This is a genomic window from Streptomyces sp. NBC_00582, assembly GCF_036345155.1.
Classification (GTDB): Bacteria; Actinomycetota; Actinomycetes; order Streptomycetales; family Streptomycetaceae; genus Streptomyces.
Window position 1 is genome coordinate 4,755,223 of record NZ_CP107772.1, and the last position, 14,430, is coordinate 4,769,652.

Consider the following 14,430-nt stretch of genomic DNA (forward strand, 5'->3'; position numbering starts at 1 on the left):
GCGAACGGGAGCGCCTGAAGAACCTGCGACCGGAGGAGTGCAGTGGCAGCCAACGACCGGGCGGCAGCTCCCGGAAAGTCCGGTGGGAGTTCCCGTGCCGAGGGCCTGATGCGCGCCGCGCTGAGCGCGGTGGCTCCGGGCACCGCCCTGCGCGACGGGCTCGAGCGGGTGCTCCGCGGCAACACCGGCGGGCTCATCGTGCTCGGCTCCGACAAGACCGTCGAGACGATGTGTACGGGCGGGTTCGTCCTGGACGTCGAGTTCACCGCGACCCGGCTGCGGGAGCTGTGCAAGCTCGACGGCGGCATCGTGGTCTCCTCCGACCTGTCGAAGATCCTGCGCGCCGGCGTCCAGCTCGTCCCGGACCCCACGATCCCCACGGAGGAGACGGGCACCCGGCACCGCACGGCGGACCGTGTCTCCAAGCAGGTCGGCTTCCCGGTCGTCTCGGTCTCCCAGTCGATGCGGCTGATCGCCCTGTACGTCGACGGCCAGCGCCGCGTCCTGGAGGACTCGGCGGCGATCCTGTCCCGCGCCAACCAGGCCCTCGCCACCCTGGAGCGCTACAAGCTCCGCCTGGACGAGGTGGCGGGCACGCTGTCGGCGCTGGAGATCGAGGACCTGGTGACGGTCCGGGACGTCTCCGCGGTGGCCCAGCGCCTGGAGATGGTGCGCAGGATCGCCACCGAGATCGCCGAGTACGTGGTCGAACTGGGCACCGACGGGCGTCTGCTGGCCCTCCAGCTCGACGAGCTGATCGCGGGCGTGGAGCCGGAGCGCGAGCTGGTGGTCCGGGACTACGTGCCCGAGCCCACCGCCAAGCGTTCCCGCACGGTCGACGAGGCGCTGTCCGAGCTGGACGCCCTCACCCATGCCGAGCTGCTCGAACTGTCCACGGTGGCGCGCGCGTTGGGCTACACCGGTTCGCCCGAGGCCCTCGACTCGGCGGTCTCGCCGCGTGGCTTCCGCCTCCTGGCCAAGGTTCCCCGCCTGCCCGGCGCCATCATCGACCGCCTGGTGGAACACTTCGGCGGACTTCAGAAGCTCCTCGCCGCCAGCGTCGACGACCTCCAGACGGTCGACGGCGTGGGCGAGGCCCGGGCCCGCAGCGTCCGCGAGGGACTGTCGCGCCTGGCGGAGTCGTCGATCCTCGAGCGGTACGTCTGACGCGACCGTCGAGGTCCTAGTCGGCCGCCAGGACGAACGACGTCTGCGCCGTGGTGAATCCCGGGGCCTTCGCCTCCAGCAGGTACGTCCCCGCCCCGGCCACCCCCGCCGGAGGCGTCGCACACTCGGCGGCGCTCGGCTTGCGGTCCCACTTCACGGTGTAGGTGAAGCTCTGCCCGGCCGGCACCCGGTACAGCAGGCTCCCGGACACCTTCGGGCAGTCGGCCGACGACCAGTAGTCGTCCTCGCTCCCCGCCCGAGTGATCGTCAGCACGGCCGACTTCGGTCCGAGGTCGACCTTGCAGTCACTGCCGGAGGAGTTCCTCGCGATGAGCTGGAAGGTGGGCGTCTCGTCGGGCGAGTAGGAGTTCCGCACGCTGCGCAGGGTCAACTTCACGACGCTGGCGGTGCAGTTGGGCAGCGTGGTGCCCGCCGGGAGGGTCGTGCTCGAACCGCTGCCGTTGGCCCCGTCGTCCGTGCCGCCGCCCGAGCCCGAGCCGTCGGAACCGGAGCCGCCCGCTCCCGAGCCGCCGCCACCCGAACCGGTGTCCGAGCCGGACCCCGACCCGGAGCCGGACCCCGAGCTGTCGCCGGTGCCCTCGCTCGACTCGTCCCGCCCACCCGGCGCTTGACTGATCGCGGGGCCCGAGCCGGACGGTCCCGGCGTGATCGAGGACGCGGGATTCTTGCCGCTGGACCCCTTGGCGCCGGTGTCGCCGCCCCCTCCGCCGGAGGTGACGATCCAGGTGACGAGCAGCGTCAACAGGGCGATCACGGACAGCAGTACGACCCTCCGGCGCCAGTAGATGGAGGAGGGAAGCGGCCCGATCGGATTGCGCAGAGATCCCACGGCGCAAACTGTACGAGAGATCGCCGCGCCAGCAGGTCCCACCCGCCGCCCGAAGGACAACTTTTCCGGATCATCATCCCGGATTCCGTATCTCTGCCCCTGACTTCACCCACCGCGCAGGCTCCCGGCGCTGTGCACCGGCGCGCACACGCACCTCCGGCCCCGACCGGGGCGCACGGAGCGTGACCGCGCTCCCGGCCGACCACCCGGACGAGTGGCGATACGCACGTGTGCCCCATCGCGCATGGCAGGATCGGAAGGGCCATGACTGCGCCCATGAAGCCCCCGCACAGCAGCCCCGCCGCCCCCGCCCCCGGCGCGGACCTGCACTCCCCCGTCATCGACTGGTTCGAGGACCACGCCCGTGACCTGCCCTGGCGGCACCCCGAGGCCGGCGCGTGGGGTGTGATGGTCAGCGAGTTCATGCTCCAGCAGACGCCGGTCAGCCGCGTCCTGCCGGTCTACGAGCAGTGGCTCGCCCGCTGGCCGCGCCCCGCCGACCTGGCCGCGGAGGCCTCCGGCGAGGCCGTGCGCGCCTGGGGCCGGCTCGGCTACCCGCGCCGCGCCCTGCGGCTGCACGGAGCGGCGGTGGCCATAACGGAACGGCACGGGGGCGACGTACCGTCGGACCACGCGCAGCTGCTCGCACTGCCCGGTATCGGCGAGTACACGGCAGCCGCCGTGGCCTCCTTCGCGTACGGGCAGCGGCATGCCGTGCTGGACACCAACGTCCGCCGGGTCTTCGCGCGCGCCGTCACGGGCGTGCAGTACCCGCCGAACGCCACCACGGCCGCCGAGCGCAGGCTGGCCCGAGCCCTGCTGCCCGAGGACGAGCGGACCGCCGCCCGCTGGGCCGCCGCGTCCATGGAGCTGGGCGCACTGGTGTGCACGGCGAAGAACGAGACCTGTGCGCGCTGCCCCATCGCCGCGCAGTGCGCCTGGCGGCTCGCGGGCAAGCCGGGGCACGAGGGCCCGCCGCGCCGCGGACAGACGTACGCCGGTACGGACCGGCAGGTGCGCGGCAAACTGCTCGCCGTCCTGCGGGAGGCGCACGCGCCCGTGCCGCAGGCAGCGCTGGACCGGGTGTGGCACGAGCCGGTGCAGCGGGCGCGGGCCCTGGACGGTCTCGTGGCGGACGGACTGGTGGAGCCGTTGCCGGACGGTCTGTACCGCCTGCCACTCACCTGACACACGGTCAGTTCACAGACAACGGGCTTCATCACAGCCCCCGCCCAGCCTGTGTCACACGCGACGGCCCGATAAATCAGCACATACACCTACCTTTCGCCCCGCCGCCTTACCCAGAACCCGTTTCCGTTACACAACCGACGGACAGCCGCGCGCTAGCCGCAGGCTGCTCCGCACAGCCCCGTGACAACAGCTCCGTAGCTTCGTTTGCGTGCCCACCGAGGGCACGACGGCGACAGACCACACGCGGAGATCCGGCGGACGACCGCGCGCCGTACACGGGGTAGACGGAGGGGTTTGACCATGGCGCAGGGCGAGGTGCTCGAGTTCGAGGAGTACGTCCGCACCCGGCAGGACGCGCTGCTGCGCAGCGCCCGCCGGCTGGTCCCGGACCCGGTCGACGCACAGGACCTGCTGCAGACCGCCCTCGCCCGCACGTACGGCCGCTGGGAGGGCATCGCGGACAAGCGGCTCGCGGACGCCTATCTGCGCCGGGTCATGATCAACACCCGGACCGAGTGGTGGCGCGCCCGCAAACTGGAGGAGGTCCCCACCGAGCAGCTCCCGGACGCCTGCATCGACGACTCCACCGAGCAGCACGCGGACCGCGCCCTGCTGATGGACGCGATGAAGGTGCTCGCTCCGAAGCAGCGAAGCGTCGTCGTGCTGCGACACTGGGAGCAGATGTCCACGGAGGAGACGGCCGCCGCCCTCGGTATGTCCGCGGGAACGGTCAAGAGCACGCTGCACCGGGCGCTCGCCCGGCTCCGCGAGGAGCTGGAAGCCCGCGATCTGGACGCACGCGCGCTGGAGCGTGAGGAGCGGGAGCGTTGCGTGGCGGCCTGACCGAGGCCGGGCCGACACCGGTCCAGGCGTGGCCCACAGCGGCCCGGGGCACCTTCCAGGCGGCGATCACGGCGGTGACCGTGCTCGCCGCCCTCGCCCTTTTCGTGTCCGCGTGCGCCACCGGCGGCACCGGCACCCGTGACGAGGGCCCCGCGCACGCCGACGCGGTGGCCGGCGCCGCGACGATGACACCCTCGGCCGCGCCCACCCGCACCCCCTCCCGGGTGGACGCGGTCCAGCTCGTGAAGGCCGACCCCGAGGTCTCGGCGGAGGTCAAGGGCGAGCTGAAGCCGTGCGTCGGCGACGAGTACCCGGTCGACGTCTCCTACGGCGACCTGACCGGCGGCCCCGTCACGGACATCGTCGTGAACGTACTGACCTGCGGCGACGCGGTCGGTGTCGGCTCGTACGTGTACCGGGAGACGGACGGCCGGTACACGAACGTGTTCAAGGCCGAGGAGCCCCCGGTCTACGCGGAGATAGACCGCGGCGACCTGGTGGTGACCAAGCAGGTGTACGCGAAGGGCGACTCCTTCTCGAACCCGTCCGGCGAGACGGTGATCACCTACCGCTGGACCACCGCCGAGCACTTCGTCAAGGAGTTCAGCATCCACAACGAGTACGGCGGCAGCGAGGACGAGGACGCGACACCGGTACCGGAGACCGGCTGACCTCGGGTGACGAACGGGCTGGAAGAATTTTCCGGAACCTGTGAACCGATCGGGCCGCTCGTTGCGATCAATGAGTGGGCGCACCGGGAGTGAACGCGGCGGAAGCCTCGTGCGTCCCCTCAAGGGGCACCCAGGCGTACGCACACGTACGGCACCCAGAGACACGCACCACCGAACACGCCACCGAACACGAGGACTGAGAGCACCGGGATGGCAGACCAGACCCACGTCCTGTTCGTCGAGGACGACGACGTCATCCGCGAGGCCACCCAGCTCGCCCTGGAGCGGGACGGCTTCGTGGTCACCGCGATGCCCGACGGCCTGTCCGGGCTGGACGCGTTCCGCGCCGACCGCCCCGACATCGCCCTGCTGGACGTGATGGTGCCCGGCCTGGACGGGGTGAGCCTGTGCCGGCGCATCCGGGACGAGTCCACCGTGCCCGTGATCATGCTGTCGGCGCGCGCCGACTCCATCGACGTCGTCCTCGGCCTGGAGGCCGGCGCCGACGACTATGTGACCAAGCCGTTCGACGGCGCGGTCCTGGTCGCCCGGATCCGCGCGGTGCTGCGCCGCTTCGGTCACGCGGGCGGCGGCGACCGGGCCGAGGACACCACGCCGGCGGGCGGGGTGCTGACCTTCGGCGACCTGGAGGTCGACACCGAGGGCATGGAGGTCCGCCGGGCCGGCCGGCCGGTGGCCCTGACCCCGACCGAGATGCGGCTGCTGCTGGAGTTCTCCTCCGCCCCGGGGACGGTCCTGTCGCGGGACAAGCTCCTGGAGCGCGTCTGGGACTACGGCTGGGGCGGTGACACCCGGGTCGTGGACGTCCATGTGCAGCGGCTGCGGACGAAGATCGGCCAGGACCGCATCGAGACGGTCCGCGGCTTCGGCTACAAGTTGAAGGCCTGAGCGGGCGGGGGGTTGAGGGGGATGATCCGGCACCTGGTTCCGGCCCGCTCGGAGGGCGCGGGCATCCGTACGGGCCTGCGGTGGAAGCTGAGCGCGGCGATCGCCCTGGTCGGCGCGCTCGTCGCGATCGCGCTCAGCCTCGTCGTGCACAACGCGGCCCGGGTGTCGATGCTGGACAACGCCCGCGACCTCGCGGACGAGCGGATCCAGATTGCCCAGCGCAACTTCGAGATGACCGGGCGGCCGAACTTCCCCCAGGTCAAGATCGACGACTCCCGGCTGCCGTCGGAGGTCCGGGAGATGGCCGCCCAGGGCCGCCGGGTGACGTTTGTGTCCGACCGTGCGGGGGGTCCGCCGGACATCTGGGCGGCCGTACCGTTGAAGGACGGGCGGGTGATGTCGCTGCACACCGGTTTCACCGACCGCAGCACCGACATCCTCAACGATCTCGACCAGGCCCTGGTGATCGGCTCGATCGCGGTGGTGCTCGGCGGCAGCGCGCTCGGTGTCCTCATCGGCGGGCAGCTCTCGCGCCGGCTGCGCAAGGCGGCGGCCGCGGCCAACCAGGTCGCCAAGGGCGAGTCCGACGTACGGGTCCGGGACGCGATGGGCGGAGTCGTACGGGACGAGACCGACGACCTCGCCAGCGCGGTGGACGCCATGGCGGACGCCCTGCAGCAGCGGCTGGAGGCCGAGCGGCGGGTCACCGCCGACATCGCGCACGAGCTGCGCACCCCGGTCACCGGTCTGCTGACGGCGGCCGAGCTCCTCCCGCCCGGCCGGCCCACCGAGCTGGTCCTGGACCGGGCGAAGGCCATGCGCACGCTCGTGGAGGACGTGCTGGAGGTGGCCCGTCTGGACAGTGCCTCGGAGCGGGCGGAGCTCCAGGACATCCTGCTGGGCGAGTTCGTGACGCGGCGGGTGGCGGCCAAGGACCCGGAGGTCGAGGTGCGGGTCGTCCATGAGTCGATGGTCACGACCGACCCCCGCCGCCTGGAGCGGGTCCTGTTCAACCTTCTCGCCAACGCCGCCAAGCACGGCAAGTCGCCCATCCAGGTCACCGTCGAGGGCCGGGTGATCCGGGTCCGCGACCACGGCGGCGGCTTCCCCGAGGAGCTGCTGGCCGAGGGGCCCCGCCGGTTCCGCACCGGCAGCGCCGACCGGGCCGGCCACGGCCACGGCCTGGGGCTGACCATCGCGGCCGGCCAGGCCCGGGTCCTCGGTGCCCGCCTCACCTTCCGCAACGTCCGCCCCGCCGGAGCACCGGAACACATACAGGCCGAGGGGGCGGTGGCCGTCCTCTGGCTCCCGGAACACGCACCGACGAACACGGGAAGCTACCCGATGATGCCGTAGGGGCAGGGCAGTGCCGACCGCCACCGAACGGGGCACCGCCCCTCGCCGACAGCCCTCGGCGGGGGCGGCGGCAGCCCTTGGCGGGCGGCGGCGGCAGCCCTTGGGAGGCGGGCCGGCGCCCCTTGGCGGCGGTCGGCCCCCTCGGCAGGCGGAAGGCGCCGGCGCCTGTTGCGCTCTTCGGCAGCGGCTCCCGGGCGGGCGTCGGCACCGGTTCCGTGGCGGGCTTGGGCGCGTTCCTCGCCGTGGGGAAGCCGCCGGCCCACAGCATGGCGTAACAGCCGGGGATGAGGGCGGCCCCGCGGCCGACGTGCCGGGTCCGGTACTCGCTGGGGGTCAGGCAGGGCGGAATCGGCCCAGTCGCGGTCCATGGCGTCCTTGGCGAGCCGTAGGTGCCGGGTCTTGTCCATACGGTTCAGTACAGCGGCCCGTCCGGCCGGGGACGCCTGGACGACGAAGGCCCCCGGGGCGGACACCCGGGGGCCTTCGTCTCACAGCTGGATCAGACCGCCTCGACGACCGGCGGCGTCACCGCCGTCGGCTCCTCGCCCGGCTTCTGCGGCCCCGCGCCCTTGAGCGGGACTTCCTTGACGAACACGGCGGCGATCAGCGCGGTCACCGCGACCACCGCACCGAGCAGGAACGCCGAGTGCGTACCGGCGGACACCGCGTGCTGGTAGGCCTCGCGGGCCGCGGCCGGCAGCTTGGCCAGGCTGGCGGCGTCGAGCTGCGCGGACTGCTCGGTGATCTTCGAGCCGAGGGAGCCGGCCCGCTCGGCCATGACGTCCTGCACGCGGTGGTTGAACAGCGCGCCCATGATCGCGACGCCGAAGGAGGAGCCGAGCGTGCGGAACAGGGTGGTGGAGGAGGAGGCGACGCCCATGTCCTTCATCTCCACGCTGTTCTGCGCGACCAGCATGGTGATCTGCATCAGGCAGCCCATGCCGAGACCGACGACGGCCATGAAGACGCCGGAGACGAAGCGGGAGGTGCCGGTGTCCATCGTGGACAGCAGGTACAGGCCGACGACCATCAGGACGCTGCCGACGACCGGGAAGACCTTGTACTTGCCGGTGTTGGTGGTGATGCGGCCCGCGACCATCGAGGTCACCAGCATCGCGCCGAGCATCGGCAGGAGCAGCAGCCCGGAGTTGGTGGCGGAGGCGCCCTGCACCGACTGCTGGTAGAGCGGCAGGAACAGGGTGGCGCCGAACATCACGAAGCCGGTGATGAAGCCGATGACGGACATCAGGGTGAAGTTGCGGCTGCGGAAGATGTGCAGCGGGACGATCGGCTCGGCGGCCCTGGTCTGCCAGAACACGAACCCGATGAGGGAGGCGACGCCGATCCCGATGAGTTCCATGATCCGCGCGGAGGTCCAGGCGTACTCGGTGCCGCCCCAGGTGGTGACGAGGACGATCGAGGTGATGCCGACGGTCAGCAGCACGACACCGAGGTAGTCGATGCCGGCCTTGGCCCGCTTCTTCGGCAGGTGCAGGACGGCGCTGATCGCGGCGAGGGCGATCACTCCGAGGGGCAGGTTGATGTAGAAGGACCAGCGCCAGCCCCAGTTGTCGGTGATGGTGCCGCCGACGAGCGGGCCGCCGATCATCGCGAGGGCCATGACGCCGGCCATCATGCCCTGGTACTTGCCGCGCTCGCGGGGCGGGATCAGGTCGCCGATGATCGCCATGACGCCGACCATCAGACCGCCGGCGCCGAGGCCCTGCACGGCGCGGAAGCCGATGAGCTGGCCCATGTTCTGGGCCATGCCGCTGAGCGCGGAGCCGATCAGGAAGATCACGATCGAGGCCATGAAGGCGCCCTTGCGCCCGTACATGTCACCGAGCTTGCCCCAGATCGGGGTGGCCGCGGCGGTCGCGAGAGTGTAGGCGGTCACGACCCAGGACAGGTGCTCCAGGCCCCCGAGGTCGCCGACGATCGTCGGCATCGCGGTGCCGACGATCATGTTGTCGAGCATCGCGAGCATCATCGTGATCATCAGTGCGAGCAGGACGACCCGCACGCTCTTCGGTTGTTTCTCCGGTTCGGTCTCGACCGTCTGGGTGTCCGCCATTGATTCCACTCCCCTGGGCACTGCTTCGGGCCGCCCACTTACTTGCCGCCCGGCTAGTTCACTACACTCAGGAAAGTAGACCTGTCACTAGCCGGTCGTCAAGTAAGTTTCCGTGGGAACACGAGGAGTACGAGGATGGACGGCACCATGGACGGCACGAAGCAGCAGCGCCGCGGAAACACCCGCCAGCGCATCCAGGACGTCGCGCTCGAACTCTTCGCCGAGCAGGGCTACGAGAAGACCTCCCTCCGCGAGATCGCGGAGCGTCTGGAGGTCACGAAGGCGGCCCTGTACTACCACTTCAAGACGAAGGAAGAGATCATCGTCAGCATCTTCACGGATCTGACGAAACCGATCGAGGACCTGATCGAGTGGGGCGCGAACCAGCCGCACACGCTGGAGACCAAGCAGGAACTCGTACGGCGCTACAGCAGCGCCCTGGCCGAGGCGACCCCGCTCTTCCGCTTCATGCAGGAGAACCAGGCGACGGTACGGGAGCTGCAGATCGGCGACTCGTTCAAGGACCGGATGCGCGCGCTGCGGGACATCATCATCGACCCGGACGCCCCGCTCACCGACCAGGTCCGCTGTGTGAGCGCCATCTTCACGCTGCACGCCGGGATGTTCTTCCTGCAGGACCTCGAAGGCGACCCGGAGGACAAGCGCGCAGCCGTCCTCGAGGTCGCCGTCGATCTCGTGACCCAGGCGCATCAGGGCGCCTGAGCACTCACCGCCCTCAGACCGTCAGGCCCTTGGACTGCAGGAAGGTCACGGGGTTGATCGCGGAGCCGTAGTTCGCGGTCGTCCGGATCTCGAAGTGCAGGTGCGGGCCGCTGGAGTTGCCGGTGTTGCCGGACAGGGCGATGCGCTGACCGGTCTTGACCATCTGACCGACCTTCACGTCGATGTGGGACAGGTGCGCGTACTGCGAGTACGTCCCGTTGCCGTGCTTGATGACGATGGCGTTGCCGTAGGCCGGGCCGTCACCGGCGCCGTTGCCGCCGGCCTTGACCACGGTGCCGCCGTGCGCGGCGACGACCTTGGTGCCGCTCGGGACCGCGAAGTCCTGGCCACTGTGGGTGGACTGCCACATGGCGCCGGCCTGGTGGAAGGAGGCGGACTTGGTGTAGTGCGCCACCGGCTTGACCCAGGTGTTGGCCGAGACGGCCGTCTTGGCGGCGGGTGCGGCGGCGGACGCCACTCCGGTTCCCAGCACGACCGTGGCACCCAGGGCGGCGGCCCCGACGGCCATGCGGGTGCGGAGCAGGGACGTACGGGAAGAACGGGACGTGACGCGCTGGAACATGAAGACCTCGTGGGTTCGGGGACAGAGAGACCGCCCGGCGCAGAACGCCTGCCGGGTGGGCCATCCCTTGGTAACCCCGAGGGCGATAGACCCCCAAACGTGTGACGTACGACAGAAGCTAGTACTTAACCCCGGAAACTGCCGCTTCTTGACAGATGCCCCGGGACGCCCCATTTGACGGCGATCCATGCCGGGGGCCCCGAAACCCCGGGGGTTCCGTAAGCTATGTCCTTTTTGCCCGATTTCGCTCTGCCACTATGCGCGCTAGTACCCCACCCGGGACCTGTGCGGCTTGTCACCGGCCGCCCGCCGCAAGGGACTTCGGGATGTGACGGGGGCTACTCCCCTGCCCCGCATACGACTTGTGACCCGGGTCACGATCTCTGCACGGGTCTGTGAGCGGGGTCTCACCCACCCTTACCGTCCAGTAACCCGCAGGTTCCCCCCGGTAACCCGCAGGTTCCCCCTCAGGCCATCCCCACCTATCAGCATGCCCACGACAGAGGCAGGCAGGACGCGAGAGGACCCCACATGACCACAGGCACCTGGAAGCGCCGGACAGCCATGGCGGCCGTGGCCACGGCCGCCGTCACCGCACTGGCCGTCCCGGCCGGCGCCCAGGCCGCTACGGCCACCAGCACCTCCACCGTCGCCACCGCCGCCGCGGAGGACGTCGACTACGCCACCTGGCAGGCGGACTGCCAGGCCGTGATGAACGATGCCCTGCCCTATCTGAAGCAGCGCATCGCCGCCGCCAAGACCGGCGAGAAGCAGGCGATCGTCTTCGACATCGACAACACCACGCTGGAGACCGACTTCGGCTTCAGCTACCCCCAGCCGGCCAACAAGCCGGTCCTCGACGTCGCCAAGTACGCCCAGGAGCACGGCGTCTCGCTGTTCTTCGTCACCGCCCGCCCGGACATCATCGGCTCGTTCACCGACTACAACCTCAAGTACGTCGGCTACAAGGTCTCCGGGCTCTACGTCCGCGGTTTTCTCGACCTCTTCAAGGACGTCGCCGCCTACAAGACCGCCCAGCGCGTCGACATCGAGAACAAGGGCTACACGATCATCGCGAACATCGGCAACAGCGCCACCGACCTGTCGGGCGGCCACGCCGAGAAGACGTACAAGCTGCCGGACTACGACGGACAGCTCTCGTAAGCCCTCACAGCCGCCCTCAGGGCATGCGAAAGGGGCCGGTGCTGTTCCCAGCACCGGCCCCTTTCGGGTCAAGCCTTACGCGTCCTTGCTCAGGTTCGGTCCGGCGCCGCCGGCCGCCTGCTCGATCGGCGGGACGTCGGGCAGGGCCGACTTCTCCTCGCCGCGGAACGTGAAGGTCTTGGTCTCACCCTCGCCCTCGGTGTCCACGACCACGATGTGACCGGGGCGCAGCTCACCGAAGAGGATCTTCTCGGAGAGCGTGTCCTCGATCTCGCGCTGGATCGTGCGCCGCAGCGGACGCGCGCCCAGGACGGGGTCGTAGCCCTTCTTGGACAGCAGCTCCTTGGCGGACTGGGAGAGCTCGATGCCCATGTCCCGGTCCTTCAGGCGCTCGTCCACCTTGCTGATCATCAGGTCGACGATCCGCAGGATGTCCTCCTGCGTCAGCTGCGGGAAGACGACCACGTCATCGACGCGGTTGAGGAACTCGGGGCGGAAGTGCTGCTTGAGCTCGTCCGAGACCTTGTTCTTCATGCGCTCGTAGTTGGACTTGGTGTCGCCCGAGGCCGCGAAGCCCAGGTTGAAGCCCTTGGAGATGTCCCGGGTGCCGAGGTTGGTCGTCATGATGATGACCGTGTTCTTGAAGTCCACGACCCGGCCCTGGGAGTCGGTCAGACGACCGTCCTCCAGGATCTGCAGCAGCGAGTTGAAGATGTCCGGGTGGGCCTTCTCGACCTCGTCGAAGAGGACGACGGAGAACGGCTTGCGGCGGACCTTCTCGGTCAGCTGGCCGCCCTCCTCGTAGCCCACGTATCCGGGCGGGGAGCCGAAGAGACGCGAGACCGTGTGCTTCTCGCTGAACTCCGACATGTCGAGGGAGATCAGCGCGTCCTCGTCGCCGAAGAGGAACTCGGCGAGCGCCTTGGACAGCTCGGTCTTACCGACACCCGACGGGCCGGCGAAGATGAACGAACCACCCGGACGCTTCGGGTCCTTCAGACCGGCGCGGGTACGGCGGATCGCCTTGGACAGCGCCTTGACGGCGTCGACCTGGCCGATAACCCGCTTGTGGAGCTCGTCCTCCATGCGCAGCAGGCGGGACGACTCCTCCTCCGTGAGCTTGAAGACCGGGATGCCGGTGGCGGTGGCGAGGACCTCGGCGATCAGCTCGCCGTCGACCTCGGCGACGACGTCCATGTCGCCGGCCTTCCACTCCTTCTCCCGCTTGGCCTTGGCGGCCAGGAGCTGCTTCTCCTTGTCGCGCAGGGAGGCGGCCTTCTCGAAGTCCTGCGAGTCGATCGCGGACTCCTTGTCGCGGCGGACGCCGGCGATCTTCTCGTCGAACTCGCGCAGGTCCGGCGGGGCGGTCATCCGGCGGATGCGCATCCGGGAACCGGCCTCGTCGATCAGGTCGATCGCCTTGTCCGGCAGGAAGCGGTCCGAGATGTACCGGTCGGCCAGGGTGGCGGCCTGGACCAGCGCCTCGTCGGTGATGGAGACGCGGTGGTGCGCCTCGTACCGGTCGCGCAGACCCTTGAGGATCTCGATCGTGTGCGGCAGGGACGGCTCCGCGACCTGGATGGGCTGGAAGCGGCGCTCGAGGGCCGCGTCCTTCTCCAGGTGCTTGCGGTACTCGTCCAGCGTGGTGGCGCCGATGGTCTGGAGCTCACCGCGGGCCAGCATCGGCTTCAGGATCGAAGCGGCGTCGATGGCGCCCTCGGCGGCACCCGCACCGACCAGCGTGTGCAGCTCGTCGATGAACAGGATGATGTCGCCGCGGGTGCGGATCTCCTTGAGGACCTTCTTCAGGCGCTCCTCGAAGTCACCGCGGTAGCGGGAGCCGGCGACCAGCGCGCCGAGGTCCAGGGTGTAGAGGTGCTTGTCCTTGAGGGTCTCGGGCACCTCGCCCTTGACGATGGCCTGGGCGAGGCCCTCGACGACGGCGGTCTTGCCGACGCCGGGCTCACCGATCAGGACCGGGTTGTTCTTGGTACGGCGGGACAGCACCTGCATGACCCGCTCGATCTCCTTCTCGCGCCCGATGACCGGGTCGAGCTTGGACTCACGAGCGGCCTGGGTGAGATTCCGGCCGAACTGGTCGAGGACCAGGGACGTCGAGGGGGTGCCCTCGGCAGGCCCGCCGGCGGTGGCGGTCTCCTTGCCCTGGTAACCGGAGAGCAGCTGGATGACCTGCTGCCGCACCCGGTTGAGATCTGCGCCCAGCTTGACCAGGACCTGGGCGGCGACGCCCTCGCCCTCGCGGATCAGGCCGAGCAGGATGTGCTCCGTGCCGATGTAGTTGTGGCCCAGCTGAAGGGCCTCGCGGAGCGACAGCTCCAGGACCTTCTTGGCACGGGGGGTGAAGGGGATGTGCCCGGACGGGGCCTGCTGGCCCTGGCCGATGATCTCCTCCACCTGCTGGCGGACCGCCTCGAGCGAAATCCCGAGGCTCTCAAGGGCCTTGGCGGCGACACCCTCACCCTCGTGGATCAGGCCCAGGAGGATGTGCTCGGTGCCGATGTAGTTGTGGTTGAGCATCCGGGCTTCTTCCTGAGCCAGGACGACAACCCGCCGCGCGCGGTCGGTGAACCTCTCGAACATCGTTAATCGCTCCTCAGAGCGGTCAGGCAGTGGGGGGAACTTCCCCTCCCTGTCCTACCGCAGCTTAGTCCCGCAAGCAGGGACCGCTCATTCCAACTGCCGACACCGTCGATGGCCTCCTGACCCCGAACGCCGACATCTGCTCCAACCCGATGGTGCGAGACGATGTTCCCGCAGGCCAGGCAGTTACCCTCACCATCAGTACGCCGATGGCGAACGCGAGACGTCCTTTCCTGCGTGTCGCCCCCTCCCACTAGGGAAGTCTTACCCGCCGACACGGACAGTCCATGCCGTGGGC

Annotated in this window: 12 protein-coding genes and 1 pseudogene; 8 read left to right on the forward strand and 5 right to left on the reverse strand. The window is 69.8% G+C overall.

Annotated features, from left to right (window positions below):
* Positions 1-42: 42 nt before the first annotated feature.
* Positions 43-1,167, forward strand: coding sequence for a DNA integrity scanning diadenylate cyclase DisA (gene disA, locus OG852_RS21065; RefSeq protein ID WP_133910495.1), 1,125 nt, complete (start codon positions 43-45; stop codon positions 1,165-1,167).
* A gap of 16 nt (positions 1,168-1,183) precedes the next feature.
* Here disA and OG852_RS21070 read toward each other — a convergent pair whose 3' ends face one another.
* Positions 1,184-2,017: a hypothetical protein gene (locus tag OG852_RS21070; RefSeq protein WP_330348672.1), complete on the reverse strand. Its 834-nt coding sequence runs from the start codon at positions 2,015-2,017 to the stop codon at positions 1,184-1,186.
* 264 nt (positions 2,018-2,281) lie between these two features.
* On the opposite strand from OG852_RS21070, the gene OG852_RS21075 reads away from it, so the two are divergent.
* The 5 genes from OG852_RS21075 to cseC all read left to right on the forward strand — a co-directional run bounded on the left by OG852_RS21075 (position 2,282) and on the right by cseC (position 6,987).
* Entirely contained in the window at positions 2,282-3,205 is a 924-nt protein-coding gene (locus tag OG852_RS21075) for an A/G-specific adenine glycosylase (RefSeq protein ID WP_133910496.1), read from the forward strand.
* A 303-nt stretch (positions 3,206-3,508) separates the two neighbouring features.
* Positions 3,509-4,051, forward strand: coding sequence for a SigE family RNA polymerase sigma factor (locus OG852_RS21080; protein WP_067256344.1), 543 nt, complete (start codon positions 3,509-3,511; stop codon positions 4,049-4,051).
* Entirely contained in the window at positions 4,036-4,722 is a 687-nt protein-coding gene (locus OG852_RS21085) for a hypothetical protein (protein WP_133910497.1), read from the forward strand. Before OG852_RS21080 ends, OG852_RS21085 begins: the two co-directional genes overlap by 16 nt.
* A 210-nt stretch (positions 4,723-4,932) precedes the next feature.
* Positions 4,933-5,631, forward strand: a complete 699-nt coding sequence (gene cseB / locus OG852_RS21090; RefSeq protein ID WP_133910498.1) for a two-component system response regulator CseB — start codon at positions 4,933-4,935, stop codon at positions 5,629-5,631.
* A 21-nt stretch (positions 5,632-5,652) separates the two neighbouring features.
* The gene (cseC, locus tag OG852_RS21095) at positions 5,653-6,987 is read left to right on the forward strand and encodes a two-component system sensor histidine kinase CseC (RefSeq protein WP_208117067.1); all 1,335 of its coding nucleotides are present in this window, start codon (positions 5,653-5,655) and stop codon (positions 6,985-6,987) included.
* 214 nt (positions 6,988-7,201) lie between these two features.
* Here the strand turns inward: cseC and OG852_RS50995 are convergent.
* Both OG852_RS50995 and OG852_RS21100 read right to left on the reverse strand, forming a co-directional pair.
* Positions 7,202-7,324, reverse strand: a pseudogene (locus OG852_RS50995) (AraC family transcriptional regulator); the annotation flags it as partial.
* Positions 7,325-7,486: 162 nt separating this feature from the next.
* A complete protein-coding gene (locus OG852_RS21100) occupies positions 7,487-9,061 on the reverse strand; it encodes an MDR family MFS transporter (protein WP_133910500.1) in 1,575 nt (524 codons plus the stop codon).
* A gap of 135 nt (positions 9,062-9,196) precedes the next feature.
* Here OG852_RS21100 and OG852_RS21105 point away from each other — a divergent pair, with 135 nt between their 5' ends.
* On the forward strand, positions 9,197-9,784 hold the full coding sequence (locus tag OG852_RS21105; RefSeq protein ID WP_133910501.1) for a TetR/AcrR family transcriptional regulator: 588 nt from the start codon (positions 9,197-9,199) through the stop codon (positions 9,782-9,784).
* Positions 9,785-9,797: 13 nt separating this feature from the next.
* On the opposite strand, the gene OG852_RS21110 is transcribed toward OG852_RS21105, so the two are convergent.
* On the reverse strand, positions 9,798-10,367 hold the full coding sequence (locus OG852_RS21110; RefSeq protein ID WP_330348673.1) for a M23 family metallopeptidase: 570 nt from the start codon (positions 10,365-10,367) through the stop codon (positions 9,798-9,800).
* A 531-nt stretch (positions 10,368-10,898) separates the two neighbouring features.
* Here OG852_RS21110 and OG852_RS21115 point away from each other — a divergent pair.
* Positions 10,899-11,531: an HAD family acid phosphatase gene (locus OG852_RS21115; protein WP_330348674.1), complete on the forward strand. Its 633-nt coding sequence runs from the start codon at positions 10,899-10,901 to the stop codon at positions 11,529-11,531.
* A gap of 75 nt (positions 11,532-11,606) precedes the next feature.
* Here the strand turns inward: OG852_RS21115 and OG852_RS21120 are convergent, their stop codons facing one another.
* Positions 11,607-14,132: an ATP-dependent Clp protease ATP-binding subunit gene (locus tag OG852_RS21120; protein WP_133910504.1), complete on the reverse strand. Its 2,526-nt coding sequence runs from the start codon at positions 14,130-14,132 to the stop codon at positions 11,607-11,609.
* Between the last annotated feature and the right edge of the window lie 298 nt (positions 14,133-14,430).